The organism is uncultured Williamsia sp. (assembly GCF_947494875.1).
Classification (GTDB): Bacteria; Actinomycetota; Actinomycetes; order Mycobacteriales; family Mycobacteriaceae; genus Williamsia_A.
This window is the reverse complement of sequence record NZ_CANLWM010000010.1, coordinates 119,219-141,698: the sequence shown is the minus strand read 5'-3', so window position 1 is coordinate 141,698 and position 22,480 is coordinate 119,219. Positions and strand designations below refer to the sequence as shown.

Sequence of the window (22,480 nt, the reverse complement as noted above, 5' to 3'; positions counted from 1 at the left end):
GGTCAGAAGCCGTGCTCGGCGAGCCATCCGCCCACGACGGCCGATCGCGTCGCCTGCCGCTGCGCGACCCGCTGGGCCATGGTGGCCAGGTCCGCGGTGGTCAGCTCACCGGCGACCTTGTTCATCGTGCGGACCTGGTCGCGGGTCAATGCGCCCGACGAGTAGACGGGCACCAGGATCTGCGCGCGGATGGCCGTCGGGTCGGGTGCTGCGACAGCGGCGGACATGGGTGTGGTCCCCCCGCTGCCCGAGTCCTCGGTCGCCGTCGCGGCCGGCGTCAGCGAGGTGAGGTCGGCGGCCGTGCCTGCGGCCGACAGCGGCGAGACCACCCCGGCGGCACGGCCGGTCCGCACCTCGGCGAGCACCGCGTCGACCGACTCGAGCCGGCGGTACGGGGCGAAACGGCACCCCGCGGCCGTCAGCGCCGACGCTGTCGCAGCGTCCAGGTCACGGTCGCCGACGAGCGGCAGCCCCTCGGGCAGCCGCGCGCACTCCGGCAGCGCGTCGACGTCGGCCGAGGACGCGAGCGACGCTGCCACCACGACCTGCACCTGGTCGGTCACGGTCGTCGGGTCCCCCACCGAGATCCCCTGCGGCAGAGCTCGGTTGAGATCGGTGTACACGTCGTCGGGCGACGTCGCGGTGGACGAGGGGGCCAGGCGGGTCAGGAGATCACCGTCGAACGCGCCGAACATCGACACCCGACCACCGTCGACGTCGTCGAGGAGGCGACCGTAGTCACCGACCGTGGTGTCGTCGGCGACGCTCGCCCCCGCGGACCGCAGCACCTGGCGGTAGATGTCGGCGACGACGGCGGCGGGCACCCCGGGGGTCGCCCCGATCACCAGCGACGATCGGTCCGCCGACGTGCTCGTCGAGCAGGCCGCCACGGCCAGGAGCAGCGCGACGATCACCGTGGCGACCGCCGCACGACGCGGGCGGCGCGGGCTCGGCGGGATCACGGGACACCACGCTAGCGGACGGGGTCGGCCGCCCCCCGTCGTACGATGGCGCCCGGCCGGGCACGCCGGACAGGAGGAGGTCACCGATGCCGTCGATGCCGTCGCTGCGTCCCTCGGGCGGGCCGTCCGACCGTCCGCGCATCCCGATCCCACCGGCCCGGGCGGTCGTCGACTGCGCCGTCTACGTCGACGGGCACCGCCGACCCGGGAAGTGGACCCACAGCGGTGCGCTGAAGCAGGTCCGGTCCGCCGGTGAGGGGTTCGTGTGGGTCGGGCTGCACGCCCCCGACGACCGGCAGATGGCCGACGTCGCCGCCACCTTCGGGCTGCACGAGCTGATGGTCGAGGACGCGGTCGCCGCCCACCAGCGCCCGAAACTCGAGCGGTACGACGACACCCAGTTCATCGTGTTGCGGACGGTCAAGTACGTCGAGCACGAGTCGCTGACCACCACGAAGGAGGTGGTCGAGACCGGCGAGATCATGATCTTCGTCGGCGACGACTTCGTCATCACCGTCCGCCACGGCGACTTCACCCACCTCGCCGGGGTGCGCCGCTATCTCGAGTCCCGCCCCGACCGTCTGGCGCTGGGCCCCTATGCGGTGATGCACGCCATCGCCGACCACGTCGTCGACACCTATCTGGACGTGACGGCAGCGGTGGAGACCGACGTCGACGCGCTCGAGGGAGCGATCTTCGCGCCGTCCGGCGGCGTCGACATCGACCCCGTGTACCTGCTCAAGCGCGAGATCACCGAGCTGCGGCGGGCGGTCTCGCCGCTGACCGCACCACTGCAGCGACTCACGTCGCCCGAGAACGACCTGTGCCCGAAGGAGGTCCGCCGCTACCTGCGGGACGTCCTCGACCACCAGATCACGGTGGCCGAACGGATCTCGACCTACGACGAGGTGCTGTCGTCGCTGCTGGGCGCCGCGTCGGCGAAGGTCGGCATCCAGCAGAACACCGACATGCGCAAGATCACCTCGTGGGTCGCGATCGCCTCGGTACCGACGATGTTCGCGGGCATCTACGGGATGAACTTCGACAACATGCCCGAACTGCACTGGCGCTACAGCTATTACATCCTGCTGGTGTTCCTCGCGACGGTGTGCGTCGGACTGTGGCGCACCTTCCGTCGCAACCACTGGCTCTAGGCGTCGTCAGGCACCGGGATCGACGGCGACGCGGTGCGGATCGGCCACGTCGATCCCGGCCTCGCGCCAGGCCCGCCGCAGCTCGTCGACACCGCGCAGTCGCACCCATGCGGCCTCGTTCGCGGTGATCGGGACCGCCCGCAGGAACTCCACCGGCGACATCGGTTCGGGCAGTGCGCAATCCGTGACGGCGTCGGCCTCGAGGACCACGGCGGTGCACGATGACCCGGTCCACAGCGGCTCGGACAGATCGACCAGGGCGTCGGGCCGCAGGATGACGCCCTCCACCGCCGGCGCGGCGGCGAGCACCGCGATCGTCGTGTGCAGCCCGGCGAGGTCGCCCCGTGACCGCATCCGCACGATCACCTCGGCGCGGGGCCCGCGGACGGGGTCGGCCGCGAGGTCCGACGGGTCGGTCATCGGGTGGCGGGCACATCCGGCGCTGGCGAACACCACCTCGTCGCCGTCGCCGACAAAGCGCAGCACGTCGATGGGTTCGACGCCGAGGAACGTCACCGACGCGCGTTGCGGCTCGGCCCCGATCGCGGCCTGCAGGTGGGACACGACGGTGTCGACGACTGACTCGCTCATCGGGACCAGTCTCCCAGACCCGGTTGTACCCTGACGGCCATGGTGCGGGTGCTCGCGGTGGCCGACGAGGTGGTCGACGGGCTGCTCTGCGGGCTCGCCGAACAGATCGCCCCCGACCTCGTCCTCGGCGCCGGTGACCTCCCCTTCGACTACCTCGAGACCCTGGCCACCCGCAGCGGCGCACCCTGTGTCTACGTCCCCGGCAACCACGACCGTGACCTCTCCGGGTTCCGACGAGGCCGGTCGGGGTGGACGCAGGCGGGGCTGCCCGTCGTCGACCCCGGCCCCCGGGGCGCGGTCAACGCCGACGGTCGCGTCGTCTCCGTCGCGGGCCTGCGGATCGCCGGGCTGGGTGGGTCCATCCACTACAACGGCGGACCGAACCAGTACCGGGAGCAGACACAGCGGCGGCGGGCACGGGCGTTGTCCCGCCGCGAGGCGATCGCCTCCCGGGTCCGGCGGATGCGGGGCAGGGATCCCGGTCGCGTCGACATCCTCCTGACCCACAGCCCGGCGCAGGGCTATGGCGACGAGACCGACGCCCCGCACCGCGGCTTCGCCTGTCTCGTCGACCTCGTGCGGGCGCTACGCCCCCAAGCGCTCGTCCACGGACACGTCCATCCGTACGGCACCCGTCCCGAGGACCTGCGCATCCCCTACGCCGCCGACGACGCCGCGGCTGCCGCGCTGTCGCTGAACACCGTGGGCTACAGCGTCTTCGACATCACGCCCGGCGGCACGGGCATCGCGATCACCCGGCGGCGACATGGCGCGTGACACCGGATTCCCCGACGCCGACGCCGAGAACGACTTCAGTCGGCAGCGGCGGCGCGCCGAACTCGCCCGTCTCTCCGCGTGGTTCACACGGCAACCCGCCGACGTCAACACGGTGCTCCCGTTCGACGAGGTGGTCGCGGCACTCGGGCGGACGGGCGAGACCTCGATCGGCCTGGTCGTGGTGAAGGTGTCGACGATCGTCGGCAGCGTCGACCGCACCCGGGATTTCGACCGCATGTTCCGACCGACGTCGGCGCGGGTCCGCGCCCGATGGCAACGGATCGCCGCCGCCCAACGGCGCGGTGAGGCCGTGCCGCCGGTGGTGCTCTACCGCATCGGTGAGATGCACTTCGTCGTCGACGGGCACCACCGGGTGTCCATCGCGATCGCCCGACACATCGAGACCATCGACGCGTACGTCACCGAGATCCACACGCGAATCTCACCCGAGGGCATCCACGGCGTCTCCGATCTCGCCCTCAAGGACCACCGCAGGCTGTTCCTGTCTCGGGTGCCGTTGCGCGGCAAGCAGGCCGAGGCGATCACCGTCGGCGACCCGTTCGACTACGCCGAGCTCGCCGAGAACGTCGAGGCGTGGGGCTTCCGACTGAGCCAGGAGGTCGGCGAGTTCCTCGGACGCGACGAGGTGGCCCGCCGGTGGTTCGGCGAGGAGTTCCTCCCTGTCGTGCGCATGGCGCGCCGCGCCGAGATCCGACCCGACGCCACCGACGCGGAGCTCTACATGTGGCTCGCGTGCGAGCGATACCGCCTGGTGCGCCGCCACATCTGGGACGAGTCGATCATCGACGAACTCCGCGACTCGTCGACCCGCCGGAAACCCTGAACCGCCGGGGGCACTGACCCCCGGCGGGTACAGCTCTCAGCCCAGCAGGTTGTGACCCGAGGACTGGTCGAACAGCGCCACCTTCGACGCGTCGTACCAGAGCTCGGCGTCCTGACCCCGGGCGATCCCCGACTCCGGCGAGAGACGCGCGATGAACTGGTTGCCACCCAGATCGGCTCCGGAGTCCGCGGCCAGCTCGGCGAGGGCGTCGCTCGACGCACGATCCCCGCCGACCGAGAAGTAGGCGTACGAGTCCGATCCCATCGACTCCAGCACCTCGACATGGGCGGTGAACGTCCCGCCGCGTGCACGGGCGGAGTCATCGAGAAGACGCGCGTCCTCGAAGTGCTCGGGGCGGATGCCGACGAGGACCTCCCCGGTGGACCGCAACGACTGCGCCTTCTGCACGGCGCGATCGTGCTCGGGTACCGCGATGGTCCCGATCGCCGTCTCGACACCGGACCCCGTGAGGCGACCGGGGAGGAAGTTCATCGCAGGTGACCCGATGAAGCCGGCGACGAACAGGTTCGCCGGATGGGCGTAGAGATCCTGCGGCGTGCCGATCTGCTGGACGTGACCGCCGCGCAGCACCACGACGCGGTCGCCGAGCGTCATCGCCTCGGTCTGATCGTGGGTGACGTACACGGTGGTGGTGCCCAGACGCTGCTGCAGCCGGGAGATCTCCGAACGCATCTGCACGCGCAGTTTGGCGTCGAGGTTCGACAGCGGCTCGTCCATGAGGAACGCCTGCGGCGAACGGACGATGGCGCGGCCCATCGCGACGCGCTGACGTTGACCGCCGGAGAGGTTGGCGGGCTTGCGATCGAGGTACTGGTCGAGGTCGAGGATCCGCGACGCCTCGGCGACCTTCGCGTCGACCTCGCCCTTCGACATCTTCGCCAGCTTCAGCGGGAACGCGATGTTGTCGCGCACCGACATGTGCGGGTACAGCGCGTAGGACTGGAACACCATCGCGATGTCGCGGTCCTTCGGCGCCTTCTCGTTGACACGCGTGCCACCGATCCGCAGTTCGCCCTCGGAGATGTCCTCGAGCCCCGCGATCATGTTGAGCGTCGTCGACTTCCCGCATCCCGACGGTCCGACCAGGATGATGAACTCCCCGTCGGCGATCTGGATGTCCACCTCGCTCACCGCGAGGGAACCGTCGGCGTATCGCTTGCTCACCTTGTCCAGGACGATCTCGGCCATGGGTCTATCCCTTCACAGCGCCGGAGGTCAGACCGGCGACGATACGACGTTGGAAAATCAGGACGAAGATGATGATGGGGATGGTGATGACCACCGCGGCGGCGGCCACCGATCCGGTCGGGTCCTCGAACTGCGAGCTGCCCGTGAAGTTCGTGATGGCGACCGGCGCGGTGATGGATCGTTCCGTCGACGTCAGCGACAGGGCGAGCAGCAGGTCGTTCCAGGCGAAGATGAACACCAGGATCCCGGCGGTCACGATGCCCGGCGCGGCGAGCGGCGCGATGACCCGACGGAACGCCTGCGCCGGCGTCGCGCCGTCCATCTTCGCGGCCTTCTCGAGCTCCCAGGGGATCTCACGGAAGAACGCCTGGAGCGTGTAGACCGCCAGCGGGAGCGCGAACGTGATGTACGGGAGGATCAGACCGGGCCAGGTGTCGAACAGTCCCACCGACCGCTCGATGTTGAACAGCGGTGTCACGAGCGAGATCTGGGGGAACATCGCGACGAGCAGGACGACGCCGATGAACACCTTCTTGCCCGGGAACTCCAGGCGGGCCACGGCGTAGGCCGCGAACGCGCCGATCACGACGGCGATCACTGTGGTGATGAGGCCGATGCCGATCGAGTTGATCAACGCCGAGGTGAACTCGTTCGTCTTGAAGATGTTCTTGTAGTTCTCGAACGAGAACGAGGTGGGGATGAAGTTGCCGTCGGTGACCTTCGCCTGCGGTTTGAACGACAGGCTGACGATCCACAGCACCGGGATCAGCGCGTAGAGGATGACGAGCAGGTTGATGACGGACCAGCCGACGCGGCGCCCCGCGGTGACGTTCATGGGTGTGACTACCGCCCCTCTTGGTCGGCGCCGGGCGCCGAGGCGCCGAAGCCCTTGATGAACAGGAACGCGATGATCGCGACGACGATGAAGATCAGCACGCTGATCGCGGATCCGACGCCGAGGTTGAAGGCCTTGAACAGGTTGTCGTAGCCCAACATCGACACCGAATACGTGGTGTTCGCACCCTTGGTGAGTACGTAGATGTTGTCGAAGACGCGGAACGCGTCGAGCGTGCGGAAGAGCAGCGCGACCAGGATCGCCGGCTTCATCAGCGGGATGGTGATCTTGATCAGGCGTGTCCACGCGCCGGCGCCGTCGACCTGGGCGGCCTTGAGGAGGTCGTCGGGGACGAGGGCGAGACCGGCGAGCAGGAGCAGCGCCATGAACGGCGTCGTCTTCCACACCTCGGCGAGCACGATGATCGCCAGCGACGGCCACTGCTGGGTCAGCGGCGCCGACCCGGTGGGCAACAGGTTGGCGAGATAGCCGGTCTCCGGCGTCCAGGCGTAGTACCAGGACAGTGCCGCGACGGCGGTGACGATGCCGTACGGGATGAGGACGACGGTCCGGATCAGCCCGCGCCCGAACAGGGTTCGGTGCATCACGAGGGCGACGGCGAGGCCGAGGACGAACTCGATGGCGACCGAGACGACGGTGATGCCGAGCGTGACCCCGAGCGCGGTCCACCAGTAGCTGTCGCTGAGCGCCGTCCCGTAGTTGGACAGCCAGACGAACTCGTTCTTGCCCGGCGCGGACAGACTGGCCTTGAACAGGCTGAGGTACACCGAGTAGACGATCGGGTAGGCGGTGACGATCAGCATGACGACGACCGCCGGGGCGATCAGCATCAGACCGAGGCGACGATCCGCCTTCTTCCCCTCCGATGCGGCCTTGGGAGCGGGCGCCGTGGCCGTCGACGACTGCGCGGGAATCGATTCCGGCGCCGCGTGGCGTCCGCGTGGCGCCTCGCCGATCGCGTTCGGGTCAGCGGTGGTCATGGGATCAGCCCCTTGCCGTCGATTGCGTTGCGGACCTGCTCGGCGAGGACGTCCGGCCCGGTCTGGGGATCCAGCGCCCCGGGCGGGCTCAGCTTCGCGGTGAGCAGCGTCGAGATCGCCTGGTACACCGGGGACGCCGGACGGGTCGAGGACGAGTTCGCCTGCAGCTGGGCCCGGATGAGGTCACCCATCGGGTACACGGCCTGGAAGGCGGGGTCGTCGTAGACCGAGGCGATGGTGGGCGGTGTGCCACCCTGCACCGAGTACACGGTCTGCGCCTTGGTGTTCGTGAGGCACGACACCGCCCGGAAGGCGAGGTCCTTCTGCTTCGAGGTGTCCGCGACGGCGAAGTTCACGCCGCCCACGGTGACCTTCGCGGGCTGACCGGAGAGGATCCCCGGGTAGCGACCGAAGTCGAACTTGGTGCGCACCACCTGGTTCACCCGACCGAGGCTCGAGTCCTTCGGCGGGTTGTCCTCGTCGGCGAAGAGCGACTTGAACTGTTCCATCTCCGGGAAGAACGGGACCGCCCCGGTGGCGGCGTTCTTGCGCATCGACGGGAACACGAAGGGGTAGTTGATCTGGAAGGTGGCCAGGCCGTTCTCCATCGTGCGACGACCGTCGTCCTCCTTGGCGTTGCTCAGCGACGGGTCGGCACCGGGCGCGCGGGCGATGGCACGCATGACGTCGAGCGCTTTCTCGGTCGCGGCGCGATGGGCCGGGGTGTCGGTCAGCGTCACCTTGGTCGGGTCGTTCGGGTCGACGACCTCACCGCCGGCGCTCTGCAGCAGGGTGTTGAACCACACCATGAGGCCCTCGTACTGGGCTCCCTGCACCTCGATGTAACTCGGCGCCGGGCCGGGGCCCTTCCACGCCTTGCGGATCGTCTCGTTGTCGGCGAGGAGTTGGTCCCACGTCGCCGGCGGGGTGGTGCGGCCGAGGTACTGCTTCATGATGTCCGGGCGGTACCAGAGCAGCTGCGTGTTGGTCCACGCCGGGACCGCGTAGAGACGCTTTGCACTGTCGTCGGCGGTCTTCCACTCCGCGGTCTCCAACGGACCGGGCAACGACTGCGACCGGACGGTGCCCGCGAGGTCGTCGGGAACCGGCTCCAACCAGCCGGCGTCGGCGAACTCCGCGGTCCACACCACGTCCATGCCGAGGACGTCGATCCCCGCGTCGTTGCCCGCGAGACGGCGCGCCAGCTGCAGTCGCTGATCGTCGGCGCTGCGCGGGAGCTTGTGTGTCACAACCTTGTACGCGCCGTTCGAGCTGTCCGTGCAGTCCTTGCCGATCGAGTCGATCAGCGACGCGTTGTCCGGTGGCGAGTAGACGTTGATCGTTCCCTGGGTGTACCCCGACCCGCACGCGGCGACGGTCGGGATCGTCACCGCAGCCGCCATGGCCGCCAGCGCGAGTCGACGACGGGAGCGCCGTCGGGTCGGTCGGGTCACCCCGGACGACCGGGACCCCCCGTCGGAGCCATCGTTGTCCGCCACGCGCGCCTCCTTGCGGCCAGTGCACGACAACCGGAGGTCCGGCGTGCGCCATCGAATGCCTGAGGCGATACGTTATAGGGGCGGTTTCGTGACACGCAACACATTCGGGATGACCGTGCCAACTCCGAGATCAGTGCAGGTCACACCGTCGTCCGCGAATGCCCGGGCGTGTTGGATCGGACATCGCGGACGCCACCGGGGCGCGGAGATCAGATCGCGGTGCGCGCCAGCAGATCGCGCGCCTGCTCCGCGGTCTTGGGATCGCAGATCACGTCGTAACGACCTGCGACCAGTTGCATGGTCGAGGCGAAGTCGCGCTGACCGCGGGTGGCGCCGTATGCCAGCGACGCGGAGATGACGCCGAACAGCGCACCGAAGATCAGGCCGAAGACCAAGGACGGCAACAGATTGCCGGTGACGATGCTGAGCAGCAGGCCGACGAACAGACCGAGCCAGGCGCCCGACGCGATGCCGCCGCCGATGACGCGCCCCCAGGTGAGGCGGCCGGTGACGCGCTCCACCTGCATGAGGTCGACGCCGACGATGGTGACGCCCTGGACCGGGAAGTGCTGGTCCGACAGGTAATCCACCGCCTTCTGCGCCTCGGCGTAGGTGCCGTACGAGCCGATCGGCCACCCCGAGGGCGGCGTGGGCAGGCCGGGACCTTGTCCCTGGCGGGGTCCGAGCGGGTTCGTCATGGTCTCTTCCTCTTCTCGTGGTCTCGTCAGGAGAACGTCTGGCGGGCGATGTCCGTTCCCGCCGCGGCGGCGCGGGCGAGCACCGACCGGGCCATGGCCGCGCTCGCCTCGTCGATCATCTCCCCGCCGTGCCGTGCGGCACCGCGGGCGTCGGCGGTGGCGGTCCCGTAGGCGTCGAGCAACGACCGGGCGGCAGCGACGGCATCGGCCGGTGGCGTGAACACCTCGTTCACGGTGTCGATCTGGCCGGGGTGGATGACCCACTTCCCGTCGAACCCCAGTGCCGCGGCGGCGGAAGCGATGCGGCGCAGGCCATCCGGGTTCTCCAGCGCGAGGTATGGCCCGTCGACCGCGGCCAGGCCGTGCGCGCGGGCGGCGACCAGCACCGTCATCATCACATGGTGGTGGGCGTCGCCGAGTGTGTAGCCCACCGGCTGTTCGCCGGTGGTGAGGGTCCGCATCCCGAGGTCGGCGGCCATGTCGGCCGGGCCGATCACGAGTGCCTCCAGACGCGGTGAGGCCGAGGCGATCTCGTCGATCCTCGTCAGCGCCACCGCGTCCTCGATCTGGGCCTGCAGCGCGATCGACCGGGGTGCGAGGTCGCACCGCATCTCCAGCTGGTCGAGCAGGAGGGCCGCCGCGACGACCTCCGCACCCGACCGGACCTTGGGCAGGATCACCGAGTCGAGATGGGCGCCCGCGCCCGTCACCACGGTGATGATGTCCTCGTGCGTCCACGGTCCGGACCAGCCGTTGACGCGCACCGCGCGACGGCCCGGTCGCCAACCGCCGGAGTTCAGCGCGGCGACGATCCCGGCGCGTGCGCCCTCCTTCTCCGACGGCGGCACCGCGTCCTCGAGGTCACAGAAGACCTCGTCGGCCGCGGAGTCCCGGGCCTTGGCGAGCATCCGGGACGAGTTGCCCGGCACCGCGAGGACCGTGCGCCGCGCCGCGGACCGGCCCTGTGCCGCTGTCGTCGTCTGCACGCCTCACCTCCCTGTGTCCGTCCGCCGAGGACTGGTCCATCGCCGCCCGAGGGCCCCATTACCCTTACAGCCATGGCAAATGTGGGCAAGGTGTTCGTGGCCCGGCTCGTGGGACTGGCGGTGCTCGGTCCCGACGGCGAGTCCATCGGGCGCGTCCGCGACCTCGTCCTGTCCATCCGGCACGATTCCGCTCCCCCGCGGGCGCTCGGACTCGCGGTCGAACTGACCACCCGTCGCCGCATCTTCGTGCCGATGCTGCGCGTGACCTCCATCGAGACGACGTCGGTGACCCTGAACACCGGGACGGTGAGCCTGCGCCGTCTCGACCTGCGCCCCGGCGAGGCCCTGGCGATCGGCCAGATCCTCGACACGCGCGTCCGGGTGGACGATCCCGACCTGCCGGACCTCGCGGGGATCGACGTGATCGTGGTCGACCTGGCCATCGAGCGCACGCGTACGCGCGACTGGGTGGTGTGCCGTGTCGCCGTGCGGGCGAACCGGTCGCGCCTGCGTCGGCGCGGGGGGACCCACGTCGTCGAGTGGCCCGCGATCCGTGGGCTCAACCACAGCGCGCTGCAGCTGCCGGGACAGGCCGTCTCGCAGGCGCTCTCGCAGTTCGACGGCATGCGCGCCGCCGACGTCGCCAACGCGCTGCGCGAGCTCCCCAGCAAACGACGCCAGGAGATCGCCGCCGCACTCGACGACGAACGACTCGCCGACGTCGTGCAGGAGCTCCCCGTCGACGACCAGACCGATCTCCTGTCGCACATGGAGGTCGACCGGGCCGCGGACGTCCTCGAGGCGATGGACCCCGACGACGCGGCGGACCTCCTCGGCGAGCTGCCCGACCTCGAGGCAGAGGCGCTGCTGCAGCTCATGGACCCCGAGGACTCGGCTCCTGTGCGCCGCCTGCTCACCTTCTCCCCCGACACCGCCGGCGGTCTGATGACGCCCGAGCCGACGGTCGTCACGCCGAGCACCACCGTCGCCGAGGCGCTCGCCCGGGCCCGCAACCCCGACCTCACTCCGGCGTCGGCGAGCCTGACGTTCGTCGTCCGCCCCCCGACGGCGACGCCCACCGGCAAATACCTCGGCTGTGTCCACCTGCAGAAGCTCCTGCGCGAGCCGCCGGCGGACCTCGTCGGCGGCATCGTCGACACCGACCTGTCCCATCTGGGGCCGGAGGACTCCCTCGAGCAGGTGACGCGGTACTTCGCCACCTACAACCTCGTGTGCGGGCCCGTCGTCGACGCCGAGGGCCATCTGCTCGGCGCGGTGACCGTCGACGACCTCCTCGACCACCTGCTGCCCGAGGACTGGCGCGACCGCGAACCCGGGGAGTCCCGGCGCGACAGGTCGGCCCCGGCCGGTGTCGACGGCGGGAGCCTCCGATGAGCCCGGAACGGTCCCGCAGCCGCCTCGACACCCCCCGCCCCCGGCGGCGCGGGTTCGGGGTGCACGTCGACTCCGACCTGGTCGGCGTCTACGCGGAGAAACTCGCGCGCTTCCTCGGCACCGGGCGGTACCTGGCGATCCAGACGGTCGTCGTGGTCGTGTGGATCGCGCTCAACCTCGTCGCGGTCAGCATCCGATGGGACCCCTACCCCTTCATCCTGCTCAACCTGGCGTTCTCGACGCAGGCCGCCTACGCGGCGCCCCTGATCCTGCTGGCCCAGAACCGGCAGGAGACACGTGACCGCATCACCATCGAGGAGGACCGCGCCCGCGGGGAGCAGACCAAGGCCGACACCGAGTTCCTGGCGCGTGAGCTGGCGGCGGTGCGTCTCGCCGTCGGTGACACCGTGACCCGCGACTACCTGCGGCGTGAACTCGACGACCTGCTGACCGAGATGCGCGCGGCCCTCACCGAGGCCGACGGCGACGAGGACCGCTCCCGGCGTTCCTGAGCGTCCCGGCGAAACGCACCGGCCGCCCTGGCCACATATGTATCGTGGCTCACAGTCCGCCTCGGGGCCGGCGGAGGGCAGTCGAGCGACGTCTGCGCACAGGCGCAGATGTCGAATCGTGAAGTTCCACAGTGGGAGTCGGTGTGCGCATGCGCGTCGGCCCTCGCGACGAGCGGGTCACAGGAGCACGCGGGTGATGGACGGACGGGGACGGGCGGCGATGGGCGCGATGCGCCGCGGCGCACGCACCGCGACGACGGCGGTGTCGGGCGGCTGGCGTGAGGCGTCGACGCACATGTCGGGTCGGGTGTTCACGGCGGGCGTCACGAGCCTCCTCCTCGGCATCGTCGTGCTGGGCGCCTCCACCTCGAGCGCACAACGCCTCCCTGTTCCCGACGCCGCGCAGGCCACCCCAGCCGCCATGATGGCCCCGGTGAGCGACCGGGCCTCGCGCATCGCACCGCCTCCCGCGGCACCGCCCGGAGCCGCCACCGCGGCACCCGCCGCGGGCGTCCGCGTGCTCGCCCCTGCGCTCCCCTCCGGGCCCCTCGGCATCCCCGGGATCGCCATGAAGGCCTACAAGCTCGCGGCCGACCGCATCGGCAGCGAGAACCCCGGCTGCAAGATGCCGTGGTACCTGCTCGCCGGGATCGGACGGATCGAGAGCGGTCACGCCGGCAACGGCAACGTCGACTCCTCCGGCACCACGCTCACCCCGATCCTGGGTCCCGTGCTCGACGGCTCCAACGCCGGTGACGCCGTCATCACCGACACCGACAAGGGTGCGATCGACGGCGACCCGATCCACGACCGGGCGGTCGGACCGATGCAGTTCATCCCCAGCACCTGGGCCGCCTGGGGCGCCGACGCCAACGGCGACGGCAGGGCCGACCCGAACAACCTGTTCGACGCCTCCTACTCCGCCGCCCGGTACCTGTGCGCCGGCGTCTCCGACATCATGAACCCGGTCCACCGGGTGTCGTCGGTGCTCCGCTACAACCAGTCGGTGCCGTATGCGACCGAGGTCCTCGCCTGGGCGATCGGCTACGCCACGGGTGCCGTCCCGACGACCCCGGTGTCGGGTCTGCCGGCGCCGCCCGCGACCCCTGTCCGACCGGCGGCACCCGTCCGTCCGGGCGCTCCCGCACCTGCCGTGCCGGGATCGCCGGGCGCACCGGCGCCGGCCGCACCGGACGGCGCGACGCGGTTCTCCGCGGTGAACACGAAGTTCACGGCGAGCGGCTCCCTCGCGGTGACGTCACCGGCAGGACCCGTCGAGTGCTCCGTCGACCTGACCGGCGCGGTCTCGGCGGACGGGACCAGTGCCACCGTCACCGCCGCGACACTGCGCGGGGTCAACCCGCTGTGCGGACTCGCCCGGACGGTCGCACTGCCCTGGACCGTCACCCCGACGGGGCCGAAGGCGGTGGAGGTCGGCGGGATCGCCGTCGACGCCCTCGGCACCCGGTGCGGACCCGCGTCCCTCTCCGGCGACCCCGCCGGTCCGCTGACCGCGGCGAAGACGACCGCGCCCTGCGCCGTCACGACGCTGACGCTGCGACCCACACCCGCACTGGCCCTCGCGTAGCGGGCACGGGGGCGTCGCGCTCGACGACGGCACCCACAGGGGCGTGGACACCGGCCGATACCCTGGTCTGCGATGAGTGAGCACACTTCGCGCGACGCCGGGCGGCCCGCGCCGGACACCGAATCGGCCATCCGCCGTGCCCTGGGCACGGTCACGGACCCCGAGATCGGCAAGCCCATCACCGATCTCGGCATGGTCAAGTCCGTCGACGTCGCCGGCGACGGCAGCGTCGACATCGGGATCTACCTGACGACATCGGGGTGCCCGTTGCGCACCGAGATCACCGACCGCGTCACGAAGGCCGCGGCCGACGTCCCGGGGGTCGGCGCCGTGCGCGTCGAACTCGACGTCATGGACGACGCACAGCGCACCGAGCTGCGCAAGAGCCTGCGCGGCGACCGCGCCGAACCCGTCATCCCGTTCGCCCAGCCCGGTTCCCTGACACGCGTCTACGCGGTCGCGTCGGGCAAGGGCGGTGTGGGCAAGTCCAGCGTGACGGTCAACCTCGCCGCCGCCCTCGCCGAGCGCGGCCTGAGCGTCGGCGTGCTCGACGCCGACATCTACGGGCACTCGGTCCCGCGGATGATGGGCAACGACGCCGCCCCCACCCAGGTCGAGAAGATGATCATGCCGCCGATGGCCCACGGCGTGCGGTTCATCTCGATCGCCCAGTTCACCAAGGGCAACACCCCGGTCGTGTGGCGCGGACCCATGCTGCACCGCGCGCTGCAGCAGTTCCTCGCCGACGTCTACTGGGGCGACCTCGACGTCCTCCTGCTGGACCTGCCGCCCGGTACCGGTGACGTGGCCATCTCGATCGCACAGCTCATCCCGGGTGCCGAGATCCTCGTCGTCACCACCCCGCAGCAGGCCGCCGCCGAGGTCGCCGAACGGGCCGGCGCGATCGCGCTGCAGACGCGGCAGAAGATCGTCGGCGTCGTCGAGAACATGTCGTGGATGGAACTGCCCGACGGCAGTCGCATGGAGCCGTTCGGCTCGGGCGGTGGCGCCCTCGTCGCCGAGAGACTCAGCCGGTCGGTCGGCGCGCCCGTCGAGCTCCTGGGTCAGATCCCGCTCGAGACGGACCTGCGGATCGGTGGCGACACCGGCATGCCCCTGGTCCTCTCGCAGCCCGAATCACCGGCGGGGTCGGCGCTGCGCGCCGTCGCCGAGCGCCTCGCCGTCCGACGTCGCGGCCTGGCCGGGATGAGCCTGGGCATCGACACGACCCGTAACGCCTGAGCGGCGCGACCGGTCAGGTCGCGTCCCAGTCGGCGACCGACGGTCGTCCCTGTCGCTGTCCGCGTGCCGGGTCCGACGGCTTCTTCGACAGCGACGGCGGCTCGTCCGCCGGGGTGATCGCGCGGGCGGGTGCCGGCGTCGGGTTCGCCTCGGGCATCGGTGCGGAGACCGGCTTGATGCGGGTGACGCCGTCCGACGCGCGACCGTCGAAGTCACCGGTGAAGAACGAGTCGTCCCCGTCGAGCAGATGCTTGGTGATCAGGGAGCGGGGCGTCATGCCGCGAAGCTCGTTCAGGTCGGCCAGAGGTTTCCGGAAGTCCTCGAAATCGGGACCCAGATCCTCCTTCAGCTGCGTGGTCGCACCCGACGCGTAGTCGCGGACCTGCCGCAGCGACCGCATCGTCCACTGCACGGCACCCGGCAGACGCTCGGGACCGAGGATGACCAGACCGGCCATCGCCAGGACGAGCAGCTCACCCCATCCGATGCTCGAGAACACGGTTGCGAGGGTACTCAGTCCGCGGCCGGCGTGATGGTGCCGGTGAAGGTCCGGCCGTCGCGCCAGTACGAGAAGGGCACCGCCTTGCCCACCGTCGCGGTGCGCGCGGCGACGGTCAGCTCGTCGGCGCCGTCGATGGGACGTCCGTCGAACTCGGTGACCACGTCGCCCTCGCGCAGTCCCGCGGACGCGGCCGGGGATCCCGCGACGATGTTGCGGACCTGCGCGCCGAGCACACGGTCGTTGCGGACCGAGCTCGCGGAGACGCCGATCTGTGCGTGGGTCGCGCGACCGTCGCGGATGAGTTCCTGGGCGACCTCGCGCGCCTCGTCGATCGGGATGGCGAACCCCAGCCCGAACGACCCGCCGCCGGAGTCGGCACGGGCGGTGTTGATGCCGATGACCTTCGCGTCGTCGTCGACGAGGGGTCCACCGGAGTTGCCCGGGTTGATCGCGGCGTCGGTCTGGATCGCGTCGATGACGGCGTCGGTGTCCGACGTCTCGTCGGGGCGCAACGGCACCGCACGTCCGGTGGCGCTGACGATGCCGCTCGTCACGGTGCGATCGAGGCCCAGCGGCGACCCGAAGGCGACCACCTCCTGCCCGATCCGCAGGTCCGAGGATTCACCGAGTGCCGCGACGGTGAGGTTGTCGACGCCGTCGACCTTGATGACGGCGAGGTCGGTCTTGGTGTCGCGTCCGACGATGCGCGCCGGCACCCGCTGCCGGTCGGAGAACGTCACCTCGACCGTGCCGCGCTGGGTCGCGGCGAGGGAGATGACGTGGTTGTTGGTCACGATGTAGCCCTGCTTGTCCAGGACGACACCGGAGCCGGTGCCGACCGCCCCGGACGTGCGGACCGTGATCGCGACGACGGCGTTCTCGACCGCGGCGGCGACGTCGGCGACACGGCCCTGCCGGCTCTCCGGCGGTGAGTCGGTCTGACGCAGCGAGACGGTGTCGGAGTGCAGGGGCGGGACCACCTCGGCGGTGTAGCGGCCTATCAGGCCGCCGAGCGCGCCGACGGCGAGAGCCAGGACGGCGAGGACGACGAGCGCCTGCCGCGACACGAGCCGGTCGAAGAGGAGTTCCCGCACGCCGAGGCGGTGACCCGGCACGGTCGGCGCGAAGTCCTCCGGCGCAGACACAGCGGGTGTCGACAGCGCCGCGATGCTGCCCGGATCGCGCCACGGATCGGGCGGGTCGACGTCGTCCGTGGGTGCGCCGTAGCGGGCGTAGGGGTCGCGACCGATGGTGTCGGTCGCGTCGTCCGGTCGCGAGAACGCCTCCCGCAGAACGGGATCCGGCGGAGCGGTGACGGGCTGACGGGGGCGCGCACGCTGCTGTTCGGGGGCGGCGAAGGACCCGTCGACCCCGTCGGGGCGGCCGAAGACGGCAGCCGTGGCCGGGTCGGGTGCGGGGCGTGCGGGTCCGGAGGCCGGTCCCGTGTCGGCGTGATCGCCGGTGCCGCGACGGTCGGTGTCGGTCACCGACCGCGCCACCGGTGGGGACGATGGACCGGGAACCCCGGCGCCGAGAGCGGACCGCGGCGGGCACCGCGTGCCTCGACGTCACGCAGATCGATCTCTCGGGTCGGGATCTGCCGCAGACGACCGAGCATGTCGAGCGGCATGGTCACCTCCGCACAGGTGCGCAGCGCAGACCGTGCGGCGCCCTGCGCCTCGACCTCGGCGGCGCAGTCCGCGCACAGCGCGAGATGGTGGGCGGCACGCATGTGAGCGGTGAACCGCAGTTCCCCGTCCACATACGCCGCGACGGCCTCCGGGGCGAGGTGATCGGTCGGCGCGAACTCAGGGGGGCGGGCGGGGCCGTGCATCGCGCCTGCGGCGTCGGCATCGCGTCGACCGGCGCCGAGACGATCCGGACGGGATCGGTGGTCGAACACCACGTCGGACTCCTTCGGCGCTCCCTCGCGTCGCCGGGACCTCCGACGACGGTGTGCTGGCGCCCACCTTAGCGAACAGCCGATGGGCGGGCCGACGGGCGACGACGGTCGTCGGACACCGGCCGTGGGGTCAACGACCGGCGTGCGGGGCGGGTTCCCGCGGGGTGTCTACAGCGACGCCGCGACCGAGCGACCGCTGGTGTGGCCGGCCTGGGCGAGGTGGTCGCGGATGGCCTGTCGGCCGCGGTGGATGCGGCTGCGGACGGTTCCCAGCTTGACGCCGAGGGTGGCCGCGATCTCCTCGTAGGACAGACCCTCGATGTCACACAGGACCACCGCGGCGCGGAACTCCGGCGCGAGGGCGTCGAGCGCGGCCTGCAGATCCGGGTCGAGGTGGGCGTCGTCGTAGACACGTCCCGGGTCGGGCGCACTGCCGGGCACGCGCTCGGCGTCCTCGGGCAGCGCCTCCATCCGGATCTTGGCGCGACGTCGCACCATGTCGAGGAAGAGGTTCGTGGTGATGCGGTGCAGCCAGCCCTCGAACGTGCCGGGGCGGTAGTTCGACAGCGACCGGAACACGCGGATGAAGGTCTCCTGCGTGAGGTCCTCCGCGTCGTGTTGGTTGCCGGAGAGGCGGAACGCGAGCCGGTAGACGCGATCGGCGTGTTCGCGCACGAGCTCGTCCCAGGAGGGCATCAGAGCGGTGTCGCCGGTCTCGTCGAAGCGGGCGGTGCCGGCCGGGGTCACCGAGCTGTCGACGACGGCCTGCGCATCCGGGGTGGACAGGACGTTCTCGGCCGTGTCCTGCCGGCTGGTCCCGCTGGGCGAAGGCGTCATCGGTGGTGCTCCAGTTCCTCTCGTCGGGCGGAGGTGTCCGTTCCTACCCCGGGTACCCGACATCGTGGTCGGCGAACCGGCCGTGGTGACCGGGGACGTCCCGCTCCGTTGCCGATGACTCTGGTCCATCGGGGTGTGCCAGCCGTATGAGTGGCCTGAGGGTTGTCTGAGAACCGGTGCGGCGCGCGTCACCACGACCGTGTGCGGAGGTGTCCGGTTAGGGTCGTCGGGTGCCGACCACGCCCGATGCCCCGTCTCCCTCCGGTCCCGGGGCGGCGCCCGACCCGGGTTCGCTGGCCGCGTACGCCGAGTCCGCGATCGCCGAGGACGCCGCACTGGTGGCCGCGCGCGAACGGGCCGTCGAGATCGGCGCGCACGCCGTCACACCGGCCGTCGGCGCGGCGCTGTGCCTGCTCACCCGCCTGGTGGACGCCCGCGCGGTGGTGGAGATCGGCACCGGCGCCGGGGTCAGCGGCCTGTGGCTGCTCGGCGGGATGCGCGCCGACGGTGTCCTCACCACGATCGACCCGGACTCCGAGCACCACCGTGCCGCGCGCGCCGCGTTCACCGCCGCCGGGATCACCGGGTCGCGAACGCGCCTGATCACCGGGCGCGCCGCCGACGTCCTCCCCCGCCTCGCCGACGACTCCTACGACGTCGTCTTCGTCGACGGCCCCGTCATCGACCAGCCGCGGTACATCACCGAGGGTCTGCGCCTGCTGCGGTCGGGTGGGTTGTTGCTGGTACACGACGCGACGGCCGACGGCCGGATCGCCGACCCCTCGAAGACCGACCCGGAGACGGCGGCGGCCCGGCAGGCCGCGCTGCTGATCTCCGAGGACGACAGCCTGCTCCCGGTGGTGATCCCCCTCGGACGGGGGCTGCTCGCCGCCGCCCGCACCGCCGCGCCCGCCGTCGAGGGCTGACGCCGGGGACCGTCTCCGGGCCTCAGCCGGGCGGGACGATCTCGACCCAGTCGGGGAAGCGCGCCGACATGTCGTCGCCGCGGGACGTCCCGCGGAGCCGACGGCCGATCCACGGCGCGGCCTCGCGGGTGATCCACCGGCGGTCGTCCTTGCGACGCTCCCCGGGCGAGAGTGCCGCCACGGGGCCGAACGACGTGTGCGCCAACCCGTGCTCGACGCCGAGCGCCTCGGCGACCCGCACGGCCATCTGGTGGTGGCCCTCGGGCGAGAGGTGCATGCGGTCGAACTCCCACATGCGCCGGTCGGAGAACTCCCGCATCCGCCAGAAGTCGACGAGGAGCAGTCCCCGTCGCTCGGCGATCTCGCGGAGGAGTTCGTTGTAGATGGCGAACCGACCGCGCAGCGCGGAGAACAGCGGCCGGTCCGCGGTGTCGAAGGCGGTGAAGGTGAGCACCGCCGCGCCGCGGGACCCGAGTTCGGCGAGGAAGGCGTCGTAGCGGTCCATGAGGTCGTCGATGTCGACCGCGGGCCGGACGAGGTCGTTCACGCCCGCGCACACGGCGACGAGGTCGGGATCGAGCGCGAGTGTCCGCTCCGTCTGCTCGGCGACCACCTGCTCGAGGGTCTTGCCCCGGATGGCGAGGTTCGCGTAACGCAGCGGACCCGTGCCCCGATCGGCCGCGACCCTCGCCAGGATGGCCGCGACGCGGTCGGCCCATCCGCGGACGCCGTTGGGCAGCGCGGGATCGGTGTCACCGACGCCCTCGGGGAAGGAGTCCCCGACGGCCGCGAACCGCGACCACGTCGGGTCCGTGGATCCGAGACCGTCGGTCAGCTGTGCCATCGGGTCGACGTCGGGTCGGGCGTCAGACGTCGGTGGAGAACCGGACGCCGCCGTCGGGCAGGGTGACGCCGGGCCACACCCGGGCACCGCGCAGGAGCTCGCAGCGGGCGCCGATGTCGGCACCGTCGCCGATGACGCCGTCGCGCACGAGTGCGCGCGGTCCGATGCGGGCGCCGGCCCCGATGATGCTGCGCTCCACCACCGCACCGGCCTCGATGACGGCGCCGTCGAAGACGACCGCACCGTCCAGACGCGCGCGGGCACCGACCTCGGCGCCGCGGCCGACGACGGTGCCACCGACGAGCACCGCGCCGGGAGCGATGCCCGCCCCGTCGTGCACGAGGGACTCGCCGCGGTGCCCCGACAGCGCCGGCGACGGCGCGATGCCCCGCACCAGGTCGGCCGAGCCCCGGACGAAGTCCTCGGGGGTGCCCATGTCACGCCAGTAGCCCGAGTCGACGTGACCCTGGATGTGGCGGCCGCTCGTCAGCAGGGAGGGGAACACCTCGCGCTCCACCGAGACGGGGCGGTCGGCGTCGATCTCCTCGATGACGGACCGGCGGAAGACGTAGCAGCCGGCGTTGATCTGGTCGGTCGGCGGGTCCTGTGTCTTCTCCAGGAAGGCGGTGACGCGACCGGTGTCGTCGGTCGGGACGCAGCCGAAGGCCCGCGGGTCACCGACGCGGACGAGGTGCAGGGTGACGTCGGCGCCGGACGAGTGGTGGGTGTCGAGCACGGCGCGGACGTCGGTGCCGCTCAACACGTCCCCGTTGAAGACGAGGATCGTGTCGGCGGTCAGCGCCGGGAGGACGTTGCGGATCCCGCCGCCCGTCCCCAGCGGCTCGGTCTCGGTGACGTAGCTGATCGAGAGACCGAGCGACGACCCGTCGCCGAAGTGCTGCTCGAACACCTCGGCCTTGAACGACGTGCCGAGCACCACGTCGGTGATGCCCGCCGCGGCGATGCGCGAGAGCATGTGCGTCAGGAACGGCACGCCCGCGGTCGGCAGCATCGGCTTGGGCGCCGAGAGCGTCAGCGGACGCAGGCGAGTCCCCTTGCCCCCCACCAGGATCACGGCCTGCACCGGCTGATCCCGCCGCGCGTCGTCGGTCTCGGTCACTGCGTCTCCCTCGGCGTCGGTGGTCTGGGGCGTCGGTGATGCGGAAGTCGGCCGTCGATGATCCCGGGGAGAACCCTAGGCGACCGGACCGCGTCGGTCGTCCGCAACGCCGCGGCGACGTCCCGCGGCGGCCCGGCGGGCGGCGGTCACGGTGACCTTCGACCGCACCCACAGGCCCGCGGCGAGCGCACCGCGCAACGGCGCCCAGCGGGGTCCGGGATGACGGTCGGCCTGGAACCGGTAGGCGCTGCGGTGATGTGCCGGCAGCATCGCCTCGGGGTCGGCCCCGGCGACATGCCCCTTGCGGTGGATGATCTCGGCCGACGGAGCGTAGACGTTCAGCCAGCCCGCGCGGCCGAGTCGATCACCCAGGTCGACGTCCTCCATGTACATGAAGTAGCGGGAGTCGAACCCGTTGACGGAGTCGAAGGCCGTACGTCGCAGCAGCAGGCACGATCCCGACAACCACCCGACGGGCCTCTCGTCGATCTCCTCGTCGAGGTGGCGGTAGGACGCCGTCCACGGGTTGTTCTTCCACACCAGCCCGGCCAGCGCGTGGCCCGTCCCGGACACGACGTCCGGGACGCTGCGCGCCGAGGGGTAGACCGAGCCGTCGGGCTCGCGGATGAGCGGCCCGACCGACCCGGCGCGTGGGTGTCGGCGGGCGACGGCGATCAGCTCGTCGATGCTGCCCGGTGTCCACTCGACGTCGGGGTTGGCGACGACGACGAACTCGACGGCCGGATCGACCTCCGCCACACCGCGATTGGCGGCCGCGCCGTAGCCGATGTTCGCCCCGGTGTGCAGGATGGTGACGTCGGGGTGGTCGCGCTGCGCGCGCTCCAACGAGTCGTCGGTGGACCCGTTGTCGGCGATGACGACCTGCGGGGTGGTCGCTGTGGCGGTGTCCAGACTCGCGAGGAACGCCTGCAGGTGGTCGCCCGAGGAGTAGGTGACGGTGACGACGGCGACGGTCCCGGTGGGGGTCGCCGCCTCGTCGGTCCGGCCCTGCTCGATCACCGGGCAAGGGTAACGAAGGCCCTCACCTCCGCCGG

Annotated in this window: 23 protein-coding genes; 8 read left to right on the top strand and 15 right to left on the bottom strand. The window is 71.3% G+C overall.

The window, feature by feature from the left end:
* Nucleotides 1–2 precede the first annotated feature (2 nt).
* The gene (locus Q1A98_RS21500; RefSeq protein ID WP_299577313.1) at nucleotides 3–962 is read right to left on the bottom strand and encodes a glycine betaine ABC transporter substrate-binding protein; all 960 of its coding nucleotides are present in this window, start codon (nucleotides 960–962) and stop codon (nucleotides 3–5) included.
* 86 nt (nucleotides 963–1,048) lie between these two features.
* On the opposite strand from Q1A98_RS21500, the gene Q1A98_RS21495 reads away from it, so the two are divergent.
* The gene (locus Q1A98_RS21495) at nucleotides 1,049–2,116 is read left to right on the top strand and encodes a magnesium and cobalt transport protein CorA (RefSeq protein WP_299577312.1); all 1,068 of its coding nucleotides are present in this window, start codon (nucleotides 1,049–1,051) and stop codon (nucleotides 2,114–2,116) included.
* 6 nt (nucleotides 2,117–2,122) lie between these two features.
* Here Q1A98_RS21495 and Q1A98_RS21490 read toward each other — a convergent pair whose 3' ends face one another.
* Entirely contained in the window at nucleotides 2,123–2,707 is a 585-nt protein-coding gene (locus tag Q1A98_RS21490; protein WP_299577311.1) for a suppressor of fused domain protein, read from the bottom strand.
* Between the two features lie 39 nt (nucleotides 2,708–2,746).
* On the opposite strand from Q1A98_RS21490, the gene Q1A98_RS21485 reads away from it, so the two are divergent.
* Together Q1A98_RS21485 and Q1A98_RS21480 are read left to right on the top strand one after the other, a co-directional pair.
* On the top strand, nucleotides 2,747–3,484 hold the full coding sequence (locus Q1A98_RS21485) for a metallophosphoesterase (RefSeq protein ID WP_299577310.1): 738 nt from the start codon (nucleotides 2,747–2,749) through the stop codon (nucleotides 3,482–3,484).
* Nucleotides 3,474–4,328: a chromosome partitioning protein ParB gene (locus Q1A98_RS21480; RefSeq protein ID WP_299577309.1), complete on the top strand. Its 855-nt coding sequence runs from the start codon at nucleotides 3,474–3,476 to the stop codon at nucleotides 4,326–4,328. The genes Q1A98_RS21485 and Q1A98_RS21480 overlap by 11 nt, the downstream gene beginning before the upstream one ends.
* 36 nt (nucleotides 4,329–4,364) lie before the next feature.
* Here the strand turns inward: Q1A98_RS21480 and ugpC are convergent, their stop codons facing one another.
* The 6 genes from ugpC to Q1A98_RS21450 form a co-directional block, all read right to left on the bottom strand.
* The gene (gene ugpC / locus Q1A98_RS21475; protein WP_299577308.1) at nucleotides 4,365–5,537 is read right to left on the bottom strand and encodes a sn-glycerol-3-phosphate ABC transporter ATP-binding protein UgpC; all 1,173 of its coding nucleotides are present in this window, start codon (nucleotides 5,535–5,537) and stop codon (nucleotides 4,365–4,367) included.
* A gap of 4 nt (nucleotides 5,538–5,541) precedes the next feature.
* The gene (locus Q1A98_RS21470; protein ID WP_299577307.1) at nucleotides 5,542–6,372 is read right to left on the bottom strand and encodes a carbohydrate ABC transporter permease; all 831 of its coding nucleotides are present in this window, start codon (nucleotides 6,370–6,372) and stop codon (nucleotides 5,542–5,544) included.
* Between the two features lie 8 nt (nucleotides 6,373–6,380).
* On the bottom strand, nucleotides 6,381–7,373 hold the full coding sequence (locus Q1A98_RS21465) for a carbohydrate ABC transporter permease (protein WP_299577306.1): 993 nt from the start codon (nucleotides 7,371–7,373) through the stop codon (nucleotides 6,381–6,383).
* Nucleotides 7,370–8,872, bottom strand: a complete 1,503-nt coding sequence (locus Q1A98_RS21460; RefSeq protein ID WP_366943492.1) for an extracellular solute-binding protein — start codon at nucleotides 8,870–8,872, stop codon at nucleotides 7,370–7,372. The genes Q1A98_RS21465 and Q1A98_RS21460 overlap by 4 nt, the downstream gene beginning before the upstream one ends.
* 209 nt (nucleotides 8,873–9,081) lie before the next feature.
* Nucleotides 9,082–9,570, bottom strand: coding sequence for a general stress protein (locus Q1A98_RS21455; RefSeq protein WP_299577305.1), 489 nt, complete (start codon nucleotides 9,568–9,570; stop codon nucleotides 9,082–9,084).
* A 26-nt stretch (nucleotides 9,571–9,596) separates the two neighbouring features.
* Nucleotides 9,597–10,556, bottom strand: a complete 960-nt coding sequence (locus Q1A98_RS21450) for a CoA ester lyase (protein WP_299577303.1) — start codon at nucleotides 10,554–10,556, stop codon at nucleotides 9,597–9,599.
* A gap of 72 nt (nucleotides 10,557–10,628) precedes the next feature.
* On the opposite strand from Q1A98_RS21450, the gene Q1A98_RS21445 reads away from it, so the two are divergent.
* The 4 genes from Q1A98_RS21445 to Q1A98_RS21430 all read left to right on the top strand — a co-directional run bounded on the left by Q1A98_RS21445 (nucleotide 10,629) and on the right by Q1A98_RS21430 (nucleotide 15,293).
* Nucleotides 10,629–11,951: a CBS domain-containing protein gene (locus Q1A98_RS21445; RefSeq protein ID WP_299577301.1), complete on the top strand. Its 1,323-nt coding sequence runs from the start codon at nucleotides 10,629–10,631 to the stop codon at nucleotides 11,949–11,951.
* Nucleotides 11,948–12,463, top strand: a complete 516-nt coding sequence (locus tag Q1A98_RS21440; protein ID WP_299577299.1) for a DUF1003 domain-containing protein — start codon at nucleotides 11,948–11,950, stop codon at nucleotides 12,461–12,463. The genes Q1A98_RS21445 and Q1A98_RS21440 overlap by 4 nt, the downstream gene beginning before the upstream one ends.
* Nucleotides 12,464–12,758: 295 nt before the next feature.
* Nucleotides 12,759–14,051, top strand: coding sequence for a lytic murein transglycosylase (locus tag Q1A98_RS21435; protein ID WP_299577410.1), 1,293 nt, complete (start codon nucleotides 12,759–12,761; stop codon nucleotides 14,049–14,051).
* A 72-nt stretch (nucleotides 14,052–14,123) separates the two neighbouring features.
* Nucleotides 14,124–15,293, top strand: coding sequence for an Mrp/NBP35 family ATP-binding protein (locus tag Q1A98_RS21430; RefSeq protein ID WP_299577298.1), 1,170 nt, complete (start codon nucleotides 14,124–14,126; stop codon nucleotides 15,291–15,293).
* Nucleotides 15,294–15,306: 13 nt separating this feature from the next.
* Here the strand turns inward: Q1A98_RS21430 and tatB are convergent, their stop codons facing one another.
* The 4 genes from tatB to sigE all read right to left on the bottom strand — a co-directional run bounded on the left by tatB (nucleotide 15,307) and on the right by sigE (nucleotide 18,535).
* Nucleotides 15,307–15,792, bottom strand: a complete 486-nt coding sequence (gene tatB, locus Q1A98_RS21425; protein WP_299577296.1) for a Sec-independent protein translocase protein TatB — start codon at nucleotides 15,790–15,792, stop codon at nucleotides 15,307–15,309.
* 14 nt (nucleotides 15,793–15,806) lie between these two features.
* Nucleotides 15,807–17,282, bottom strand: a complete 1,476-nt coding sequence (locus tag Q1A98_RS21420) for a trypsin-like peptidase domain-containing protein (protein ID WP_299577294.1) — start codon at nucleotides 17,280–17,282, stop codon at nucleotides 15,807–15,809.
* Nucleotides 17,279–17,701, bottom strand: a complete 423-nt coding sequence (locus Q1A98_RS21415; RefSeq protein ID WP_299577292.1) for a hypothetical protein — start codon at nucleotides 17,699–17,701, stop codon at nucleotides 17,279–17,281. The genes Q1A98_RS21420 and Q1A98_RS21415 overlap by 4 nt, the downstream gene beginning before the upstream one ends.
* Before the next feature lie 165 nt (nucleotides 17,702–17,866).
* Nucleotides 17,867–18,535 carry an RNA polymerase sigma factor SigE gene (sigE, locus tag Q1A98_RS21410; protein WP_299577290.1) on the bottom strand — a complete coding sequence of 223 codons (669 nt, stop codon included), beginning with the start codon at nucleotides 18,533–18,535 and terminating at the stop codon, nucleotides 17,867–17,869.
* A gap of 293 nt (nucleotides 18,536–18,828) precedes the next feature.
* On the opposite strand from sigE, the gene Q1A98_RS21405 reads away from it, so the two are divergent.
* Nucleotides 18,829–19,461 carry a class I SAM-dependent methyltransferase gene (locus Q1A98_RS21405; RefSeq protein ID WP_299577408.1) on the top strand — a complete coding sequence of 211 codons (633 nt, stop codon included), beginning with the start codon at nucleotides 18,829–18,831 and terminating at the stop codon, nucleotides 19,459–19,461.
* A gap of 22 nt (nucleotides 19,462–19,483) precedes the next feature.
* Here the strand turns inward: Q1A98_RS21405 and Q1A98_RS21400 are convergent, their stop codons facing one another.
* The 3 genes from Q1A98_RS21400 to Q1A98_RS21390 all read right to left on the bottom strand — a co-directional run bounded on the left by Q1A98_RS21400 (nucleotide 19,484) and on the right by Q1A98_RS21390 (nucleotide 22,445).
* Nucleotides 19,484–20,305 (bottom strand): SGNH/GDSL hydrolase family protein, encoded by an 822-nt coding sequence (locus Q1A98_RS21400; RefSeq protein WP_299577288.1) that lies wholly within the window; start codon nucleotides 20,303–20,305, stop codon nucleotides 19,484–19,486.
* Nucleotides 20,306–20,327: 22 nt separating this feature from the next.
* Complete coding sequence (locus tag Q1A98_RS21395) at nucleotides 20,328–21,425, bottom strand: NDP-sugar synthase (protein WP_299577286.1); 1,098 nt, start codon at nucleotides 21,423–21,425, stop codon at nucleotides 20,328–20,330.
* A gap of 75 nt (nucleotides 21,426–21,500) precedes the next feature.
* Entirely contained in the window at nucleotides 21,501–22,445 is a 945-nt protein-coding gene (locus Q1A98_RS21390) for a glycosyltransferase family 2 protein (RefSeq protein WP_299577284.1), read from the bottom strand.
* Nucleotides 22,446–22,480: the final 35 nt, after the last annotated feature.

What these genes read in the sequence shown, in the direction of transcription:
- Q1A98_RS21490 (WP_299577311.1), bottom strand. Translation starts at nt 2,707, where the DNA reads ATGAGCGAGTCAGTCGTCGACACCGTCGTGTCCCACCTGCAGGCCGCG.
- Q1A98_RS21435 (WP_299577410.1), top strand. Translation starts at nt 12,759, where the DNA reads ATGTCGGGTCGGGTGTTCACGGCGGGCGTCACGAGCCTCCTCCTCGGC.
- Q1A98_RS21430 (WP_299577298.1), top strand. Translation starts at nt 14,124, where the DNA reads ATGAGTGAGCACACTTCGCGCGACGCCGGGCGGCCCGCGCCGGACACC.
- Q1A98_RS21445 (WP_299577301.1), top strand. Translation starts at nt 10,629, where the DNA reads ATGGCAAATGTGGGCAAGGTGTTCGTGGCCCGGCTCGTGGGACTGGCG.
- Q1A98_RS21465 (WP_299577306.1), bottom strand. Translation starts at nt 7,373, where the DNA reads ATGACCACCGCTGACCCGAACGCGATCGGCGAGGCGCCACGCGGACGC.
- ugpC (WP_299577308.1), bottom strand. Translation starts at nt 5,537, where the DNA reads ATGGCCGAGATCGTCCTGGACAAGGTGAGCAAGCGATACGCCGACGGT.
- Q1A98_RS21495 (WP_299577312.1), top strand. Translation starts at nt 1,049, where the DNA reads ATGCCGTCGATGCCGTCGCTGCGTCCCTCGGGCGGGCCGTCCGACCGT.
- Q1A98_RS21485 (WP_299577310.1), top strand. Translation starts at nt 2,747, where the DNA reads ATGGTGCGGGTGCTCGCGGTGGCCGACGAGGTGGTCGACGGGCTGCTC.
- sigE (WP_299577290.1), bottom strand. Translation starts at nt 18,535, where the DNA reads ATGACGCCTTCGCCCAGCGGGACCAGCCGGCAGGACACGGCCGAGAAC.
- Q1A98_RS21440 (WP_299577299.1), top strand. Translation starts at nt 11,948, where the DNA reads ATGAGCCCGGAACGGTCCCGCAGCCGCCTCGACACCCCCCGCCCCCGG.
- Q1A98_RS21400 (WP_299577288.1), bottom strand. Translation starts at nt 20,305, where the DNA reads ATGGCACAGCTGACCGACGGTCTCGGATCCACGGACCCGACGTGGTCG.
- Q1A98_RS21470 (WP_299577307.1), bottom strand. Translation starts at nt 6,372, where the DNA reads ATGAACGTCACCGCGGGGCGCCGCGTCGGCTGGTCCGTCATCAACCTG.
- Q1A98_RS21480 (WP_299577309.1), top strand. Translation starts at nt 3,474, where the DNA reads ATGGCGCGTGACACCGGATTCCCCGACGCCGACGCCGAGAACGACTTC.
- Q1A98_RS21455 (WP_299577305.1), bottom strand. Translation starts at nt 9,570, where the DNA reads ATGACGAACCCGCTCGGACCCCGCCAGGGACAAGGTCCCGGCCTGCCC.